Source organism: Martinezella lusitana (assembly GCF_900094565.1).
Lineage (GTDB): Bacteria > Pseudomonadota > Alphaproteobacteria > Rhizobiales > Rhizobiaceae > Rhizobium > Rhizobium lusitanum.
In genome coordinates this window covers 83,511-99,913 of record NZ_FMAF01000009.1, presented here as the reverse complement: position 1 = coordinate 99,913, position 16,403 = coordinate 83,511, and the positions used below count along the sequence as shown (strand labels likewise).

Annotated in this window: 16 protein-coding genes and 2 pseudogenes; 4 read left to right on the top strand and 14 right to left on the bottom strand. The window is 59.1% G+C overall.

Annotation, left to right across the window (positions count from 1 at the left end):
* Nucleotides 1-2: 2 nt before the first annotated feature.
* The 14 genes and pseudogenes from GA0061101_RS19580 to GA0061101_RS19515 all read right to left on the bottom strand — a co-directional run.
* Nucleotides 3-450 (bottom strand): annotated as a pseudogene (locus tag GA0061101_RS19580) (IS6 family transposase); the annotation flags it as partial.
* 180 nt (nt 451-630) lie between these two features.
* Nucleotides 631-1,623: a dihydroxyacetone kinase subunit DhaK gene (locus GA0061101_RS19575; protein WP_037198052.1), complete on the bottom strand. Its 993-nt coding sequence runs from the start codon at nt 1,621-1,623 to the stop codon at nt 631-633.
* A gap of 58 nt (nt 1,624-1,681) precedes the next feature.
* The gene (locus GA0061101_RS19570; RefSeq protein ID WP_037198054.1) at nt 1,682-2,092 is read right to left on the bottom strand and encodes a hypothetical protein; all 411 of its coding nucleotides are present in this window, start codon (nt 2,090-2,092) and stop codon (nt 1,682-1,684) included.
* 1 nt (nt 2,093) lies between these two features.
* A complete protein-coding gene (locus GA0061101_RS19565) occupies nt 2,094-3,674 on the bottom strand; it encodes a putative PEP-binding protein (RefSeq protein ID WP_037198055.1) in 1,581 nt (526 codons plus the stop codon).
* Nucleotides 3,658-3,960, bottom strand: a complete 303-nt coding sequence (locus GA0061101_RS19560; protein WP_037198056.1) for an HPr family phosphocarrier protein — start codon at nt 3,958-3,960, stop codon at nt 3,658-3,660. Before GA0061101_RS19560 ends, GA0061101_RS19565 begins: the two co-directional genes overlap by 17 nt.
* A 41-nt stretch (nt 3,961-4,001) precedes the next feature.
* Entirely contained in the window at nt 4,002-4,400 is a 399-nt protein-coding gene (gene dhaM / locus GA0061101_RS19555) for a dihydroxyacetone kinase phosphoryl donor subunit DhaM (protein ID WP_037198058.1), read from the bottom strand.
* A complete protein-coding gene (gene dhaL / locus GA0061101_RS19550; protein ID WP_037198059.1) occupies nt 4,397-5,011 on the bottom strand; it encodes a dihydroxyacetone kinase subunit DhaL in 615 nt (204 codons plus the stop codon). Before dhaL ends, dhaM begins: the two co-directional genes overlap by 4 nt.
* Before the next feature lie 27 nt (nt 5,012-5,038).
* Nucleotides 5,039-6,676: a dihydroxyacetone kinase subunit DhaK gene (locus tag GA0061101_RS19545; protein WP_092574561.1), complete on the bottom strand. Its 1,638-nt coding sequence runs from the start codon at nt 6,674-6,676 to the stop codon at nt 5,039-5,041.
* 48 nt (nt 6,677-6,724) lie between these two features.
* On the bottom strand, nt 6,725-7,732 hold the full coding sequence (locus GA0061101_RS19540) for an ABC transporter ATP-binding protein (RefSeq protein WP_037198063.1): 1,008 nt from the start codon (nt 7,730-7,732) through the stop codon (nt 6,725-6,727).
* 1 nt (nt 7,733) lies between these two features.
* Nucleotides 7,734-8,822, bottom strand: a complete 1,089-nt coding sequence (locus tag GA0061101_RS19535) for an ABC transporter ATP-binding protein (protein ID WP_037198065.1) — start codon at nt 8,820-8,822, stop codon at nt 7,734-7,736.
* Nucleotides 8,823-8,825: 3 nt separating this feature from the next.
* Nucleotides 8,826-9,038: a hypothetical protein gene (locus tag GA0061101_RS19530; protein ID WP_037198067.1), complete on the bottom strand. Its 213-nt coding sequence runs from the start codon at nt 9,036-9,038 to the stop codon at nt 8,826-8,828.
* Nucleotides 9,035-9,988, bottom strand: a complete 954-nt coding sequence (locus GA0061101_RS19525) for a carbohydrate ABC transporter permease (protein WP_037198072.1) — start codon at nt 9,986-9,988, stop codon at nt 9,035-9,037. The genes GA0061101_RS19530 and GA0061101_RS19525 overlap by 4 nt, the downstream gene beginning before the upstream one ends.
* Nucleotides 9,985-10,953, bottom strand: a complete 969-nt coding sequence (locus GA0061101_RS19520) for a carbohydrate ABC transporter permease (RefSeq protein ID WP_037198175.1) — start codon at nt 10,951-10,953, stop codon at nt 9,985-9,987. Before GA0061101_RS19520 ends, GA0061101_RS19525 begins: the two co-directional genes overlap by 4 nt.
* A 101-nt stretch (nt 10,954-11,054) precedes the next feature.
* Nucleotides 11,055-12,380 (bottom strand): ABC transporter substrate-binding protein, encoded by a 1,326-nt coding sequence (locus GA0061101_RS19515; RefSeq protein ID WP_037198074.1) that lies wholly within the window; start codon nt 12,378-12,380, stop codon nt 11,055-11,057.
* Between the two features lie 437 nt (nt 12,381-12,817).
* On the opposite strand from GA0061101_RS19515, the gene GA0061101_RS19510 reads away from it, so the two are divergent.
* The 4 genes and pseudogenes from GA0061101_RS19510 (at nt 12,818) to GA0061101_RS19490 (ending at nt 16,401) form a co-directional block, all read left to right on the top strand.
* The gene (locus GA0061101_RS19510; protein WP_037198076.1) at nt 12,818-13,807 is read left to right on the top strand and encodes an AraC family transcriptional regulator; all 990 of its coding nucleotides are present in this window, start codon (nt 12,818-12,820) and stop codon (nt 13,805-13,807) included.
* Between the two features lie 58 nt (nt 13,808-13,865).
* Nucleotides 13,866-15,074, top strand: a complete 1,209-nt coding sequence (locus GA0061101_RS19505) for an MFS transporter (RefSeq protein WP_037198077.1) — start codon at nt 13,866-13,868, stop codon at nt 15,072-15,074.
* 52 nt (nt 15,075-15,126) lie between these two features.
* Nucleotides 15,127-15,306 (top strand): annotated as a pseudogene (locus tag GA0061101_RS19500) (type II toxin-antitoxin system TacA family antitoxin); the annotation flags it as partial.
* A gap of 417 nt (nt 15,307-15,723) precedes the next feature.
* The gene (locus GA0061101_RS19490; RefSeq protein ID WP_037198078.1) at nt 15,724-16,401 is read left to right on the top strand and encodes an invasion associated locus B family protein; all 678 of its coding nucleotides are present in this window, start codon (nt 15,724-15,726) and stop codon (nt 16,399-16,401) included.
* Nucleotides 16,402-16,403 lie beyond the last annotated feature (2 nt).

Below are 16,403 nucleotides of genomic sequence, written 5' to 3'. Positions count from 1 at the left end.
GCTCGAAGCCGGCACTCGCCGTCGCAGGCAATGATTGCTTCCCGGTTCGTCTGGCTACTGTCAATGACGATACTATCTGGTCGGTCGTGACGTTTCCGTGCTTTGCGAATAAAGCGTTTGGCAGCCGGCAGGTCACGCTTCTCGCTGAAGAAGAACTCAACCGCGTCCCACGCTCTCGACGGCGCGGTAGAGATACATCCAGCGACTGCGCACCCGGACATGAGTTTCATCAACGGGCCACTTGCCAGTGACCGGGCGTTTCCTCCGGTTGAAGCGTTCGAGCAGCAGCGGCGCAAAATGAACGACCCGGCGATGAAGCGTGGAGTGATCGACGTGAATTCCGCGCTCGGCCATAATCTCTTCCAGATCACGCAGGCTGAGATTGTAAGCCAAATACCAACGTACACACAGCAGAATTACTAATCGGTCGAAATGACGGCCATTGAACATCGACGAACTCCCTGAAATGGAAGAGCTTTCATGTTTCAACTAACGATTGGCCGTAGTCTGGCTTTGCAACTTAGGCTGAGCGTTCAAAAATGACCACACGCGTGTTGGAGTAGGAGCGAGTCCACCTTCTAAGGCAGGTCGACTTCGCTGCAACCACGACCTCGATTAAAATGGGCGCGGTTAGCATCCCCAACGCAACGCGCCGGTTGCAACAGGCGAATCCCACAAGGAAAATTCCTCGTCACTGAGGAAAGCGAGCGTGACAGAAAGGCCCTGCATGTCGAGCGACGTGGCATAAGTGCCAACAAGCGAGCGCTCGATCCGCAGGCCGTAGTTGACCATGAACCGGTGGGCAGTGTTGTAGGCGAGATAGAGTTCGGCTGGTGGCGTGCCGCCAAGCCCGTTGACGAAAAGCAATGCCTTGCCGGCGGTTCGGGCGATGTCATTGAAGACCGTTTCGCTCAGATGCCTGACGATCGTGTCGGCGTCGGAGAAGGGCTCCCTCGAGTGGCCCGGCTCCCCGTGAATGCCGACGCCCATTTCCATTTCGCTCGGTCCGAGCGCGAAGGTTGTGCGCTGCGTGTGCGGGACCGCCACGCCAGTAAGGGCAACGCCCATCGATCGGATACGGGGAGCAAGACCATCGCCAAGGTTTTTCAGTTCGGCGAGCGTCATGCCTCGTTCGGCCGCGGCGCCAAGAAGCTTCTCCACGATCAGAGTACCGGCGACGCCTCGGCGCCCGCGCCTGTCGCCTGTCCCTGCCGTCTCGATGTCGTCGCCGACGATGACCGTTTCAATTTTGTGGCGGCTAGATGCTATCTCTGCTGCCATTTCGAAATTCATGACGTCGCCGTCGTAGTTTTTCACCACCAACAGGCATCCGGCCCCTGTGTCCGCCTCTTCGATGGCGCTTGTGATCTGACTCGGCGTGGGAGACGTGAAAATATGTCCGACGCAAGCCGCATCGAGCATGCCGCGGCCGACGAAGCCTATGTGCATTGGCTCATGACCCGCGCCGCCGCCTGATATGATCGCCACCTTGCCCGGAACCATGTGGCGACGGCGGATAAATTTGCGGTCGACGCCGAACACAACGAACTCCTCATGGGCGCGCACAAAGCCTTCGACGCTCTCGGCGACCATGGTTTCTGCCGTGTTGATGAACTTCTTCATCAAGCCCCTCCCAAGGCGATGATCGTCTCAGTCTTGTCGCACCCAACCGTAACGCCGTTCACTCCGGCGGTCCGGAAATTGCTGCTATCTTCTGCACCAGATCGGCGATTGCTTCCTCCAGCAGCCGGTTGCGTCGCTCGTCGCCGAAATCAGGGACCATGAGTGAAAGATGCCGCAGTTTTTCCGAGGCGCCAAGCTCAGGCAGTTTACCGGGATGCGCATTTTGGTAGGCCTCCAGAAAACGCTCCTGTTCGGCGGCGCTGACATGACAAACCCGGAAGATCGTCGCGAGATGCCGCGCGGGTAGAGGCGTCGCGTAGGTCGGGCTTGTTATCTGCGTGACGAAGCTACGATGCTTGCCTAGTTCCGTGGCCAGCCGCTGACGGGTTCCGGAAGGTCGGTTGTCGATGATCTGCGCCAGAATTGATTTGTAGGCGATAATGGCGTCTTCGGTTTCTTCGCGCGCCATCTTATTCTCCGGCTGCCTTTGTCCCATCGGCGTTCAAACCGACGATCGCCGATCTTATCGCGGGAAGTTGAGCGGGCGCCATGGAAAAATGCCGGATGCCGACGGCGAGCAGTTCTGCCGTCAGGCGCGGATCGCCGGCCATGTCGCCGCAGATGCTGAGCGGTTTGCTGCCGGCAAGTTTCACGGCATAAGCGAGCAGGCGCAGTACAGCCTGCGCGGCCTTCCCGCGATGTGCGGCGAAATCGGCATCTTCGCGGGTCGAGGCGGCAAGATACTGCGCAAGGTCGTTGGTGCCGAATGAAAAGAAGTCCGCGCCTTCGAACTGCTCGAGCATGAGCGCGGCGGCCGGCACCTCTACCATCATGCCAATCGAAGGCAGGCGGTGCGGCACGCCCCGGCGCGCAAGCTCGGCCGCCTCTTCTCGAAAGATCTGCCGCATATCATCGACTTCCGACGGAAAAGTCACCATCGGCAGCATGACGCGCAGATTACCGAAGATGGCTGCACGCAACAATGCACGTACTTGAACGCGCGCAATCTCAGGCCGGGCAAGAAGAAGGCGGATACCGCGCAATTCGGGCGAAGTTGCGAGGCCTGAGAGTGGCTTGTCGCCGCCGACATCCAGCATGCGGATCGTCACCCCTCTGCCGCCGGCCCAGTCAAGGATGCGACGGTAGATGGCGAGTTGCTTCTCCTCGTTCGCGGCATCGGCGAGCGAGAGCAGTGCGAATTCGGAGCGCATCAATCCGATGCCGGCTGTCGTCGCTGCCGCGATCCCGTCGATTTCGTCGGGGGCGTTGAGGTTGATAGACAACAGAATTTGCGCACCATCCGCCGTCTGCAGCATCCCATTGTCTTCAGCCGGCACTGTGCTTGATGCTGTAAGCCCGGATCGGATTGGCGCTGCGCCCTCCTTGTCCATCTGAAGGACGATCACGCCTGCATCTCCATCAACGCGTATATGTTGGCCGCCAGCGGTGACGAAACGTCCCGCGCTGATAACCATTGGGACCAACCGTGATCTGGCAAGAAGGGCGACATGGCCCACGGCACTGCCGGCGTAGAGCGCGATGCCGCCGCCCGCAGACCAGTCATGCGCGAGGAAACGGCTGGGCTCCATGTCCTTGCCGACATAGATAGATCCGGCCGGAAAGTCCTTTACCGGCGTCCCCGTCAGCGCCGCCAGCACGCGATTTTTGACGTCCAGAATATCGACGGCGCGTGCCTGCGTCTGTTCTTCTTCAGCACTCTCCAGTTCATGGATGTACCCATCGAGTGTCCCAACCCACGCGAATACGACATTCTCGCCCGCATCGATACGCGCGCCTGCCACTTCGGCGATCGTCGGATCACGAAGCACTTCGAGCTGAAAATCGATGATGTCGCCGCCTTCTGCGTCGGTGCCCGCGGCAAGGTTCTGAAGCTCGTCGATAGCGGTTTCGATGGCCGCTGCCAGCTCTGCGTGCCCTGAAACGGCCGATTGCGACGGGGCACCGGCGGCCGGCGGTTCCGCGATATAGGCCGGCCCGGATGCTACCCCCGGTGAGGCTCTGGTGGCTTTCAATCTAAGCGGTACGGCCATGTTTCTTTTCTTCATCGAAGTTGCGCTCGATGAGGTCCTTCAGTGCCCGGATTGCCTCTTCTGCCAGGATTCCGTCGGCGCGGATTTTCAGCATGGAACCCTTGCGGATCTTAGCGCCCATGATTTTGATGATGCTCTTGCCATTCAGCCAGACGTCGCTGCCATTGACCGCGACTTCGATCGAGCAGGGAAACGACTTTGCCAACCGCGTGAACGTTACCGAGGGGCGGGCGTGCAATCCTACCCCGTGCTTCACTTCGACCTCCGTCTGGCAACTGGCATGCACTTATTCGGCCTCCCGGTTTCTTATGCGCAATTCGCCGCTCATCAGGGTGACAGTTCTTCTGCTGTCGCCACAACCTTTGCCAGCGATGCCCCGCCGGAGGCCTCGGCAGCCGCGATGACCGCGCCTTCCACCACCGGAGCATTGCAGATCGAGATGAGTTTTGCGCGCGGCAAACCGAGCATTTCGATGGCCATCTCGCTGTTGGTTTCGGCCCCGCCAAGGTCAACGAACACGGCGACCCCTGCTTCTGACCAGGCCTCTTCTATTGCCGTCAGGATGCCGCCGGCATCCGTGCCGAGCTCTCCGTGACTATTGCCGCCCGACCAGGCGAGCGGCACGCTGTCGCCCACCATCTGCCGCACCATGTCGGCCGTGCCTCGCGCGACCAGCGGCGAGTGGGAGACGATCACAATCCCGACGTTTGGGGTCTTCTCACTCATGCCGGGCCATGCTCCTCAAGGTAACGGCAGATAGCAATTGTCAGAAGAGCGCAGCTCGATGCGCCCGGATCAACGTGGCCGATCGAACGCTCTCCAAGATAGGCTGCCCGGCCGCGCATGGCCTTCATGGCGGCGGTAAACCCTGCGGAAAGCTCCGCCTGACGCACGATATCGGTCAATGGCGAATGGTGCGCAAGCGCATCTTGCACAGGGTACAGCACGTCGAGCAGGGTCTTGTCTCCCGGGTGCGAACGCCCGCGACGGGCAACGGCATCAATGGCCTGCTTTAACGCCAAGGAAAAGTCCTGTCCTGCATCTGATTTGCGAAGCTCGCGCCCCATTTCCATTAGCAGCGTTCCGTAAAGCGGGCCGGCCGCACCGCCTATGCTCATCACCAGTGTCAGGCCTATCCTTTCCAGCGCGTCAGGCAGGGGAAGACTTGAAACCGCTGCCTCTTCGGCGCTAACCGCTTCACAGCCGCGCCGCATATTGGTTCCATGATCGCCGTCACCGATTGCGCGATCCAGCGCGCAGAGATGATCGCTATTTGCCGCAATCGTCGCACGGCAAACTTCAATCAATCCCGCAAGAAGAACTGGTTCTGCCTGCACCTGTTGTCCTCCCTACAGCAGCGCCAGCTATGTCAGCGATGCCGCAACTTTAAATACGTTTGCCACAGCCACCGCGCCTGGATCCGGCACTCCCTCCAGATCCTTCTCTCCAACGTATGAGGCGCGGCCGGCCTTTGCCTTTCGCATTGCCTTCGTCGACTCGGCGCCATCCGCTGCAGCCCTTGCCGCGGCCGCGATGTCACCTGACGTCAAGGCAGAGAGCGCTGGCGCCAGTGCATCGACCATCGTGCGGTCGCCGACGCCCGCGCCTCCATAAAACGTCATCCGATCGAGCCCGGCAAGTAGAGCGACAGCTAAATCAGCCTTGTCCGCCATGGCCTTGGACGCGGCCGTAAAGAAGATCGAGAGCAGCACGCCGCTCGAGCCGCCCATGCTCGTACTCAAGATCTCACCGATCGACGCCATGGTGGCAGCAGGATCCTTCAGCTGCAGCGTGTCGATGCGGGAAAGAATGCTGCGCGCTCCCGTCGCCACGGTGGAACCCGTATCGCCGTCGCCGACGCGGCTGTCCAGGCGATTGAGCTCACTCTCGAGGGAAATCAGATGCTCGCACAGCGCCGTCAATAGGCGACGTATCCGATCGTCGTCGCTGGGAGACGTCGCTGCATGCCGCGCGGATACTCGCGGTGCAGGAACAATAGCGATCTCGTGCCGTTCGGTGGCCGGTAGCCAGGCATGCGGCTCGACCGCAGCCTTCAGTGCGGCTTCGCGAGCAGCATCCAACCGGATCAATGAAAGTGAGAAGCCGTTCATATTGAGCGCGGTCATCATCGGTCCCGGGCCGACAATCAGTCGAACACGGCCGGAAAGAGGTGAGGACAGCACGGCATTGGCGATAACGCCCATCTCAAGCGGTGGCACCGCGCCAAGGTTGTTGATCAGCAGTGCATAATTTTCTGCCTCGCTAACCTTGGCCGCCAACCGATTGGTCATCGTGGTCACCAGATCGGCAACCGGCTGTAGCACAATGCGTTCTACCCCTGGCTCGCCGTGGATGCCAAGGCCGAGCTCTCCTTCCTCGGCGCCAAGCCGATCTTCATGCGCCTGGCCGGGCACGCTGCAGGTCGAAAGCGACATGCCGAGCGAAACGATGTCGCGTGCTGTGGCCGCCGCCTGGGCTGCAACGGTCTCTAGGTCAGCGCCGGCTTCTGCGTGATAGCCGGCGATCTTGTGCACGAACAGCGTACCCGCAACGCCACGCGGCTGGTTGATGCCAGGAATTGCGATGTCGTCGGCAACAATCACCATCTCGACGCCGAACCCTTCGGCACGCGCTTTTTCGGCGGCAAGGCCGAAGTTCAGACGATCACCCGTGTAGTTCTTGACGATCAGGAGAGCGCCCTTGGGGCCGGTGACCGCGCGGATGGCTGTCAGCACCGCATCGACGCTGGGGGAGGCAAAAATCTCGCCGGATACAGCCGCAGTGAGCATGCCCTTGCCGACGAATCCGGCGTGCGAAGGCTCGTGACCGGCTCCGCCGCCGGAGATGATTGCGACCTTTGACTTATCCCAGTCCGCGCGCAGGATCACCTTGATCTCGGGGAAGGTATCCAAGCGGGCAAGTCGACCGGCGCTGCTTGTCAGGAGCAGGCCGTCCAGAGCTTCGGTAACGATGGTTTCGCGGCGATTGAAGAAATGTTTCATGGAGTGATACCCGTCTTTTCGTGCCAGTGCTTTCGTTCGTTCCGTTGCTTATCCGAGGCGTTGGCCGCTGGCGTCGAAATAGAGCGGATCGCGCAGCGTCAGGCTTATTCGATCACCTGGCCGGATCGTAAGATGTGGATCGGCGAGCGTGACGAGTTTATGGTCATGCACCTGAATGTGCAGGTGGTTCTGGTCTCCCAGGTGTTCGATCCAGTCGACTTTGGCATTGGCGTTCGCGTCGACAATGATATCGAGATGCTCTGTTCTTGCGCCGATCGTCTTAGTCCCGGGGGGCGGATTGGCGCCAGGCAAAAGATCGGCGGGCAATAGGTTGATGTGCGGCTGGCCAAGACGAGCAGCGACATGAAGACTGGCAGGATTGCCGTAGATTTCGCGGGGCGTCCCGACCTGCAACAGCCTTCCTCCGGCAACAATACCGATCCGATCCGCCATCGTCATGGCTTCGACCTGGTCGTGGGTTACATAGAGCAACGTCGAGCCGAGCTCCTTCTGGATCCGCTTGAGTTCCAGGCGAAGTTCCGCGCGTAGCTTTGCGTCGAGCGACGAGAGGGGCTCGTCCATGAGATAGATGGCGGGACGGCGCACCAGCGCCCGCCCGATCGCAACGCGTTGCATTTCGCCACCCGACAGTCGTGTCGAACGGTTCTCCAGCTTATGGTCGATCCTGACCATGCGCGCAATTTCCCGCACGCGTCGGTCGATTTCTTCGCTGCTGAGCTTGCGCACTGGCGCTCGTAACGGGAAGGCAAGGTTGTCGTAGACCGTCATGTGCGGATAGAGCGAATATTGCTGGAAGACGAATGCGACGTCCCTGTCGGCTGGAGCTTCGCTTGTGACGTTGCGACTGCCTATCTCGATGCGGCCGCTGTCGGGGCGCTCCAGCCCGGCAATCAGGCGCAGTGTCGTCGTCTTCCCGGCACCCGTTGGCCCGAGCAGGACGACGAACTCACCGTCACGGATCGAGAGGTCCAAATCAGCGAGAGCCTGTGTGTCGCCAAACCGCTTGTTGAGGCCTTTAAGAACGACGTCAGCCATGTCATGCCTCCGAATAAAGTGCCGAAGCAATGGCGCGCCCCGACTTGCACTCGAACAGCGCGAGCTTGGCCGGGTTGAACTCAAGACCAACCGTCTCGCCGATACGAAAGTTGCGATTTGCCGGGACGCGAGCCTTGATGACGCCGCTCGACGTCTCGATTGCTACAACCTGATTGGTCCCGAGATATTCGCTGCCGTAGACCGCTCCACGCAAAGGTGAGGCATCGCTGAAGCGAATATGTTCGGGCCTGATCCCAAGCGCCAGTTCGGCTTCCGCCAAGTCCTGGTGTACCTCGGGAACGCTGACATCGACGCCTTGAAGCGATATCGACCGGGCCCCCGTCCGAAGGCCTGAGGTGAAGCGCATGAAATTCATCGGCGGTGAGCCGATGAAATCCGCGACATACATGCTGGCTGGCTTGCTGTAGATTTCCTGCGGCGTGCCGAATTGCTCGATGACACCATGGTTCATGACCGCGATCTTGTCGGCCATCGCCATGGCTTCGTGTTGATCATGCGTCACGTAAACCGTCGTCGCATGGATGCGGTTGTGCAGTTCGCGCAGTTCGTGGACCATGACTTCGCGGAATTCAGCGTCGAGCGTGCCGAGGGGTTCGTCCATCAGGAAGCACTTCGGGCGGCGCACGATCGCCCGGCCGAGAGCCACGCGCTGACGGTCGCCGCCGGCAAGTCCGGAAACGGATCGGTCGAGGATATGATCGATCTGCAGCAATCGCGCAGTTTCCTCGACGCGCTGGCGGATTTCCCGCTTCGGCATGCCTTGGGAGAGCAGGGGAAAGCCGATGTTCTTGCGCACGTTCATATGCGGATAGAGCGCAAAAAGCTGGAACACGAAGGCTATGTCCCGGGCACTGGCGCGATTGAAGGTGACGTCTTCGTTGGCAAGATGGATCTTGCCGCTGGTCGGAAGTTCAAGTCCGGCAATCATACGAAGTGTCGTCGTCTTTCCGCAGCCAGACGGTCCGAGCAATGCCAGGAATTCGCCATCCTGAACGTGGAAGGTCGAATCCTGCACCGCGACGAAGCTGCCGAATTGCTTGCGGAGATTTTCGATTCTGATGTCCGCCATAGCTCACTCCGGGAACTTCGAGACGATGATGAACATGGCCGTGCCTGCGAGCAGCGTTACCAGTGAATAGGTATAGAGAACCAGCAGGAATGGTTGGAAGAGCATGAGAAAACCGATCGCAATCAGTGTGGTTGCGATGTTTTCCATCGGACCGCGGCGCAGGAAGAAGGGACGCTTAGCGGGGGAAGGGCGCGGTGTTTCGATGAGATGCGTCATTTGCGGACCGCTCCGAAGGTAATGCCACGCAAGAGCTGCTTGCGCAGGAGAATAGTGAAGACGAGGATCGGAATGAGAAAGATCGTCGTTCCCGCCGCGACTGCCGGCCAGTCCTGACCGCCCTCGCCGATGATGGTCGGAATGAAGGGTGGCGCCGTCTGAGCTTCGCCCGATGTCAGCAGGGCAGCAAAGGCATACTCGTTCCAGGCGAAAATCAGGCAGAAGATCGCGGTGGCGGCGATACCCGTGGTCGCCTGCGGCAGGACAACCTTCCAGAAGGCCTGCAGCCGGGTATAGCCGTCGATCATTGCGGCTTCCTCGTATTCCCTCGGGATCTCGTCGATGAAGCCCTTGAGCAACCAGACTGCAAGCGAGACGTTGACAGCCGTGTAGAGCAGGATCATGCCCAGCGCCGTATCTGAAAGGCCAAGCTCGCGGTACATGAGATAGATCGGGATGGCGACGGCGATGGGCGGCATCATTCGCGTCGACAGGATGAAGAATAGCAAGTCGTCGGCAAGCGGCACTCTAAAGCGGGAGAAGCCGTAGGCGGCGAGCGTTCCCAGAAAGACCGCCAGGAACGTCGAGCCGAAGGCAATCACCAGCGAGTTGACGAAACGCGGCAGGAAGTTCGAGGGGCCGGCGATCACCATGTTTCGCTTGCGTGTCACCTCGTCGCATGTACCGGTCGGCACGGGTAGGGAGGCGATGTATTCCGGCGTCTGCCGCGTCCTGGTCGTCAGAAGGTTGCAATAGCCTTCCAGCGTCGGCGTAAAAACGATCTTGGGAGGGTAGCTGATGGAATCCGGCGGCGACTTGATGCTGGTCAGGAAAATCCAGACGAGCGGGATCAGGGTAATCAAGGCGTAAAGGATCACGATAACGCCGGCGATGCGTTTGCTGGTTGGGCTCGGTTCTACGACCGAATGGGCTGAGGTAACGGAGCTCATCGTTGCTTCACCCTGTTGAGTGCTTTGACGTAGATGTTGGCGAGGCCGAACACGGCCACGAAGAGGACAATGGCGAAGGCAGAGGCCCGACCTGTTGCCCAGCTCTCGAAGGCAGCACGCTTCAGCGTGATGGAGGCGACTTCGGTGGTTGAACCCGGGCCACCGCCGGTCAACAGCGTGACCATGTCAAACATCTTGAAGTTTTCGATGCCGCGGAAAAGCACGGCGAGCATGATGAAGGGAAGGGCCATTGGCACGGTGATCGACCAGAACTGACGCCATGCGGAGGCGCGATCGACCTCGGCAGCCTCGTAAATGTAGTCCGGAATTGAGCGCAGACCTGCAAGGCATATCAGCATCACGTAGGGGGTCCACATCCAGGTATCGACGATGATGATCGCCCAGGGTGCCAGCGAGACGCTGCCGAGCATCTGGATGTTGGCTGTCGGGATGCCGGTGAGGAGAGAGACGGCGTAGGCGAAGAGGCCGATCTGTGGCTCGTAGAGGAAGCGCCAGAAGTTGCCGACGACGGCCGGAGACAGCATCATCGGGATCAGGATCAGCGTTGTCCAGAACGCGTGGCCGCGAAACTTGCGGTCGATGAGATAGGCGAGCGTGAAGCCAATCACCGTCTGCAGCAGGATCGTCCAGAAGACGAAGTGCGCTGTCGTCTGCATCGCCTGCCAGATGTCGGGGTCGGTCAGGACACGCTCGTAATTGTTCAATCCGACGTTCAGGACCGGCGCATTCGGACGATTGGCGCGATAGTTCGTAAACGAGAGATAGATGGCCCAGATGAGCGGGAAGATGTTGATGGCGAGAAGAAGGATAATGGTGGGGGCGATGAACACCCAGGCGATCGCTCGGTCGGACAGGCCACGGACGCGGTGAGCGACCGAAGTCGGCGTCGCCCTTGCGGTCGCGTCAGCTGCATTCTCGACCACGGATGAAGAGGAAATGTTCAAGATGTCACCTGGTGTTTGCGTATGTGAGACATCAGGCGGCCCGGCAGTCTTGGCGATCCGGGCCGCCGTTCTGGCAAGGATGTTCCGCGTCAACTTGAACACTAGATCTTGCCGTCGTCCTTGAAGACTTCCGACCAGTCCTTCACCAGCCCATCGAGCGCTTCCTGAGCGGTGCCGTTGCCGGCCACGACATAGTTGTGCACGCGCTTCTGCATATCCTGGAGGAGGGTTGCATAGCTCGGCTCGGCCCAGAAATCCTTGACGATCGCCATCGAGTCCAGGAACGCCTGGGCATAGGGCTGGCTGGAGGCAAAGTCCGGCGCGTTCACGACCGATTTCAGGCAGGAGTAGCCGCCAAGTTTCCACCATTTAGCCTGGACTTCAGGCTGGGCGAACCACTTGATGTACTGCAGAGCGGCGTCCCTCTTGTCGGAATAGGAGACGACGGAGATGCCCTGTCCGCCAAGCTGAGCGAAATGCTTCTTTTCGGCAGGATTGGGGAAGAAGCCGATCTTGTCGCCGCCGACCTTCTCGTCCTTGTAGAGGCCTGGCCAGGTAAAGGCGAAGTTCATCTGCATCGCGACTTGGCCGGATTTGAAGGCATCGGCGGACTCGACCATGTAGACGTTGGAGCTACCGGGCGGGGTGCAGCAATCGTAGAGTGCCTTGTAGAATTCCAGACCTTTTACCGCATCGGGCGAATTGACGAAGCCTTGCATTTGATAGGGCTTGTCCGGGTTGTCGTACTGGAAACCCCAGTCGTACAGCACGTTCGTCACGCCCATGGTGATGCCCTCAGAGCCGCGTTCGGTGTAGATCGACGCCCCATAGACGGTTTTGCCGTCGATTTGACGCTTCTGGAAAAATTCGGCAATCTGCTTCAGCTCGTCGTAGGTCTTCGGCGCCGAGAGATCCCAGCCATACTTTTCCTTGAATTCCTTCTTCAGTTCCGGCCGCTCGAACCAGTCCTTGCGGTAGGTCCAGCCGACCACGTCGCCCATGGCAGGCAGCGCCCAGTAGTTCGGCGTATTCTTCGGCCATTCTGAGTAGCCCACCACCGTCGCCGGCACGAAGTCATCCATCTTGATGCCTTCCTTGTCGAAGAAGTCGTTGAGCTTGACGTAGTGACCGTTTTCCGCCGATCCGCCGATCCACTGGCTGTCACCGATGATCAGGTCGCAGAGTTTTCCGTGGGAGTTCAATTCGTTGAGGAAGCGGTCCGCGTAACTCGTCCAGGGCACGAACTCGAATTTCATTTCGGTGCCGGTCTTGGCAGTGAAATCTTTTGAGAGTTCGACAAGCGCGTTCGCCGGGTCCCAAGCAGCCCAGCAGAGTGTCAGTTGGTCGGCTTTTGCGAGATTGGGCAGCGCTGACGACATGATGAATGCCGAGGCCAACCCGATAAGAGCTTTCGATTTCCTTTGCATAAGTTCCTCCCAGAACTAAAGGCCGGCCGGGTTCCCTGCCGACGTGCAAGCTCACCACTTTCAGAGAATGCCTACATGAGGTCCCCAATCTTCATGTTTAGCAATATGTTTAGTGATAGACATTTTTATAAACATTGCAAGTGGCAATCGTTGTTGCAGTGCACATGTGTACGGGACGCACCCGGCCGTCTTCTTCGGCCGGATCCCAATTGTCGTTGCCGGAGGCGTCTCTCTCCCGCTTGGATTGCTTCCGGCCCTACCGGTGCGTGCGCCTGCAACGGTACGCTCGCCTGAGAACAATCGAGCGGTGCGGTTCTCATCTCGGCGCCAGATAAACGACGAATCGGAAGAGTTTCATATGGAGTTCAACAGCAAGGCGGTGGTGCCAAGTGATTGTCTCTCTTGCCTGTCGGACGTTCGGCGTATATATTGGTAAAATGCCTACCAATTCATCCGAAGCATCTTCACATTCACACATTCCGATGGATGCGCTGAGCGAAGTTTTGCAAGACTTTCGCCTAAGCGGAGTCAGCTATGGTCGCTGCGAGCTGCGACATCCGTGGAACATCGCTTTTCCGCAACAAGCGTTTCTTCGCTTTCACTTTGTCAGCCAAGGTCCATGTTGGATCCATACCGAAGCAGAGGGTTGGCAAGAGTTGCGCGAGGGCGATCTGGTGCTGCTTCCGCAAGGCACCGCTCATCGGCTTGCCAGTGCGCCGGATGTTGTCGGGGACTCGCTCGATGGTTGCCAGGTGACCAATCTGGGGAGCAACGTGTGCGAAGTGGTGAGAGAAGGAACTGGCGCGGCAAGCACTCTTTTCTGCGGCTCCATGGCCCTGGGAGCCTGTGCGCTAAACCCTCTGATCACGCTGATGCCAGCGATCATCAAGGGCTGCGACGTGGCCGGCAATGACCCAATTGTGGGACCCTTGCTAGCGGCTATGACGGCGGAGGCGGCGCAGCCACAAATGGGCAGTGCCACCATCTTGTCACGAATGGCCGACCTGCTGACCGCCCGGCTCATCCGCTGTTGGGTCCATTGCACTGGTGCCTCGACCACGGGCTGGCTTGCCGCCATCCGCGACCCTCATATCGGCCGCGTCCTCGCGGCCATGCACCGAGACCCTGGCCATAACTGGACCCTCGAAAGCCTCGCCGGCTTGGCAGGTCAATCACGCTCGATTTTCGCCGAGCGCTTCAGCGCTATATTGGGGGAAGGACCGGCACGTTATCTCGCGCGTCTTCGCATGCAGCTTGCCGGTGAGTTGTTGGGCCAAAATGGTATGTCGGTTGCCGAGGTCGCAGCCCGTTTGGGTTATGAATCCGAAGCATCCTTCGCTCGCGCGTTCAAGCGCATCACGAACGTCTCGCCGGGTGTTGTGCGTCGCACAAATTCCGGACGAATAGACATTAATTTCGGATTCTAAGATACATTTCATCCGAACGGATTGGTCTATGAAGGTATCCAAACCTTGGAGATCTTCAATGACGGATACAACAATACAGCTTGATGGCGCAGCGGAAGACGTTGATGCTATCGCGCCGGTCGCATGGAGCGCGAATACCTGGTTCGCGGTTCTTTCGCTGGCAGCGACCAGCTTTGCGCTGGTGTCAGCCGAATTTTTGCCGGCAGGCCTGTTGACACCGATGGCGCGCGATCTCGGCATCAGCGAGGGAACCGCCGGGCAGGTCGTCACCGCGACGGCCTCCGTAGGCGCCGTGACGGCCTTGTTGAGCAATGTTCTTATCGGCAGATTGAACCGCAAGACAGTGCTGGTTGGTCTCAGCGGCCTGGCAATCGGCTCCAATATCCTGGCGACGGTGGCGACCGATTTCTGGATACTATTATTGGCCAGAGCGGGGCTGGGTATCGCTATCAGCTCTTTCTGGGCACTTTCAGTTGCAGTCGTCGCGAGACTGGTGGGCGCCAATGCAACAGGTCGGGGCATGGCTATCGTCACCCTCGGCGTCTCACTCGCTACCATCGCTGCACCGTCGATGGGGGCGTTGATCAGTGACTGGTTGGGCTGGCGCAGTGCAATGGCGATTACTGCAGGACTGGCCGCGATTGCCATGCTGCTGCAGCTACTCAGCCTGCCGACTTTGCCTGCAACGACAAGCAACAGTCTTGCCGATGTCTTCAGGCTAACTCGGCGTCGTGGGGTTCAGCTCGGTATGCTTGCTATTCTCATGCTGATGACAGGGCATTTTGCCGGCTCGGTTTATGTCCGCCCCTTCCTCGAACATGTGACCCTCCTCACAACTGGCCCAATTGCTCTGGCGTTGCTCGGATTTGGCATCGCTGCGGTCATCGGTAACATCGCAGGCGGTCGCATGGCCGACGCCAATATCCACATGGCTCTCGCAGTCACGTCCGCATTGATGGCATTTGCGGCGCTCGCATTGGTACTTTGGGGTTCCCACATCGGCGTTGCGTTCGGCTTCGCCACGCTTTGGGGTTTTGCCTTTGGCATGGCTCCTGTGGTGCTGCCAACCAACTTATCCCGCGCAGCGACTGATGCGCTGGAAGCAGCGGGCAGTCTGATGGTCGTTTCCTTCCAAGTCGCTATCACCATCGGCGCCGTTGTCGGCGGTTATGTCGTAGACACTTATGGCGCCACTGGACCCTTGGCTCTAACTGCTGCGCTTGGCGCATCGACCCTGGCGCTGGCGCTGCTACAACCCCGCAGTTGAGCTTAGCTTCCGGCGGAGAAACCAGACGCCAATCTGCATGTCGATGCGCTAAACGGACTTCATGCTAGAGGCTTCAGGGCGCCGCAGCGAGGAGGCGCTGCTTAATCCTACCATATTCACGGTCAGCCCCGAAATCTATGCCGAATACCTTGCCCGACTGGATGCGCCCACGCAGCCCAATGAGCGCTTGAAATGCACCATGTCGACCAAAGCGCCGTGGGATGAGGCGTGACTCTCAGCGCACCCATCCCACTGGCCGGTCATCACGAGCTGGCAGAGTTCAATTCCAACGTGCCTGACCTGGATGACTGGCTGCGTCGCCGCGCTCGCACCAATCAGGCAGGTGGCGCGTCGCGTACCTTTGTCGGGTGTGGGGGAAGCCGCGTCATCGTGTATTACGCACTCAAATTTATTCAATTACTGAACGTTCGTGTTGCAGATTCTACACTCATATCGAAAAACGAGCGTGTGAAGAGCCTATGTGGACGCTACTTTTCGCTGTACTTTTTTAGGAATATGCTATTGAGCGGATTAGGCCCATGATCGGCTACACCGCTTTCAGGTGCATCTTCATGAATTTTGACCGACATGCCGATTGAGCAGGGCGCGCCTTGCTCAAGCGAATGGCTTTGACTTTGGGTAGTTTTGTATGTCCCCCGCGAATAAGTCCCTCTCCTTCAAGACCTTGACATCTGTTGTGTTCCTCTCCTCGACGCTGTTTGCATTTTCCGCAATCGCGCAAGAACAGCCTACACCCGCGGCTGCCAATACGCCTTCAAGTACTGGTTCCGCTGAAGGGACCGCTGCCGCAGCGAGCGAACAACAGCCGGCACCTCAAGCGCGGGTTCAGAAATTCGACGACTGGTATTATCGTTGCATTGATGGAAAAGCTGCGGACGGCTCGGCAACGACGAGCTGCGAAGTCGCGCAAATTGCGACGGTCAAGCAGGGCGACCAGGACGTCAACATATTGACGCTGGCGGTCGCCAAGGCGCCGGCTCCCACCGCAACAGACAAGAAGGCAGCGAAGCAGCCTCCAAACGAGCTGGTTCTGACGACGCTTGTACCGCTCAACATGTATCTGCCTGCCGGCATCGGTATCGATGCAAGTGACAAACTGGTCGTGCAACTAGCTTACCGCAACTGCAACCAGGCTGGCTGTTGGGCGCAACAGAAGCTGGACGGCAAGATGGTGTTAGCACTTGCCAAAGCGACTGATGGCACCGGTCACGTGCAGATGATGAATGGCCAGAAGGTCAACATCAAATTCTCGTTGAAGGGATTGTCTGCGGCGTTGGACGCATTGCAGAAGCCCGCCTCGAAGTAAGC

Excerpts from the sequence above, each read along its gene's own strand:
- GA0061101_RS19575 (WP_037198052.1), bottom strand. The coding sequence starts at position 1,623 with ATGAAGAAGTTCATCAACACGGCAGAAACCATGGTCGCCGAGAGCGTC.
- GA0061101_RS19570 (WP_037198054.1), bottom strand. The coding sequence starts at position 2,092 with ATGGCGCGCGAAGAAACCGAAGACGCCATTATCGCCTACAAATCAATT.
- GA0061101_RS19565 (WP_037198055.1), bottom strand. The coding sequence starts at position 3,674 with ATGGCCGTACCGCTTAGATTGAAAGCCACCAGAGCCTCACCGGGGGTA.
- dhaM (WP_037198058.1), bottom strand. The coding sequence starts at position 4,400 with ATGAGTGAGAAGACCCCAAACGTCGGGATTGTGATCGTCTCCCACTCG.
- GA0061101_RS19545 (WP_092574561.1), bottom strand. The coding sequence starts at position 6,676 with ATGAAACATTTCTTCAATCGCCGCGAAACCATCGTTACCGAAGCTCTG.
- GA0061101_RS19540 (WP_037198063.1), bottom strand. The coding sequence starts at position 7,732 with ATGGCTGACGTCGTTCTTAAAGGCCTCAACAAGCGGTTTGGCGACACA.
- GA0061101_RS19535 (WP_037198065.1), bottom strand. The coding sequence starts at position 8,822 with ATGGCGGACATCAGAATCGAAAATCTCCGCAAGCAATTCGGCAGCTTC.
- GA0061101_RS19530 (WP_037198067.1), bottom strand. The coding sequence starts at position 9,038 with ATGACGCATCTCATCGAAACACCGCGCCCTTCCCCCGCTAAGCGTCCC.
- GA0061101_RS19525 (WP_037198072.1), bottom strand. The coding sequence starts at position 9,988 with ATGAGCTCCGTTACCTCAGCCCATTCGGTCGTAGAACCGAGCCCAACC.
- GA0061101_RS19515 (WP_037198074.1), bottom strand. The coding sequence starts at position 12,380 with ATGCAAAGGAAATCGAAAGCTCTTATCGGGTTGGCCTCGGCATTCATC.
- GA0061101_RS19510 (WP_037198076.1), top strand. The coding sequence starts at position 12,818 with ATGCCTACCAATTCATCCGAAGCATCTTCACATTCACACATTCCGATG.
- GA0061101_RS19505 (WP_037198077.1), top strand. The coding sequence starts at position 13,866 with ATGACGGATACAACAATACAGCTTGATGGCGCAGCGGAAGACGTTGAT.
- GA0061101_RS19490 (WP_037198078.1), top strand. The coding sequence starts at position 15,724 with ATGTCCCCCGCGAATAAGTCCCTCTCCTTCAAGACCTTGACATCTGTT.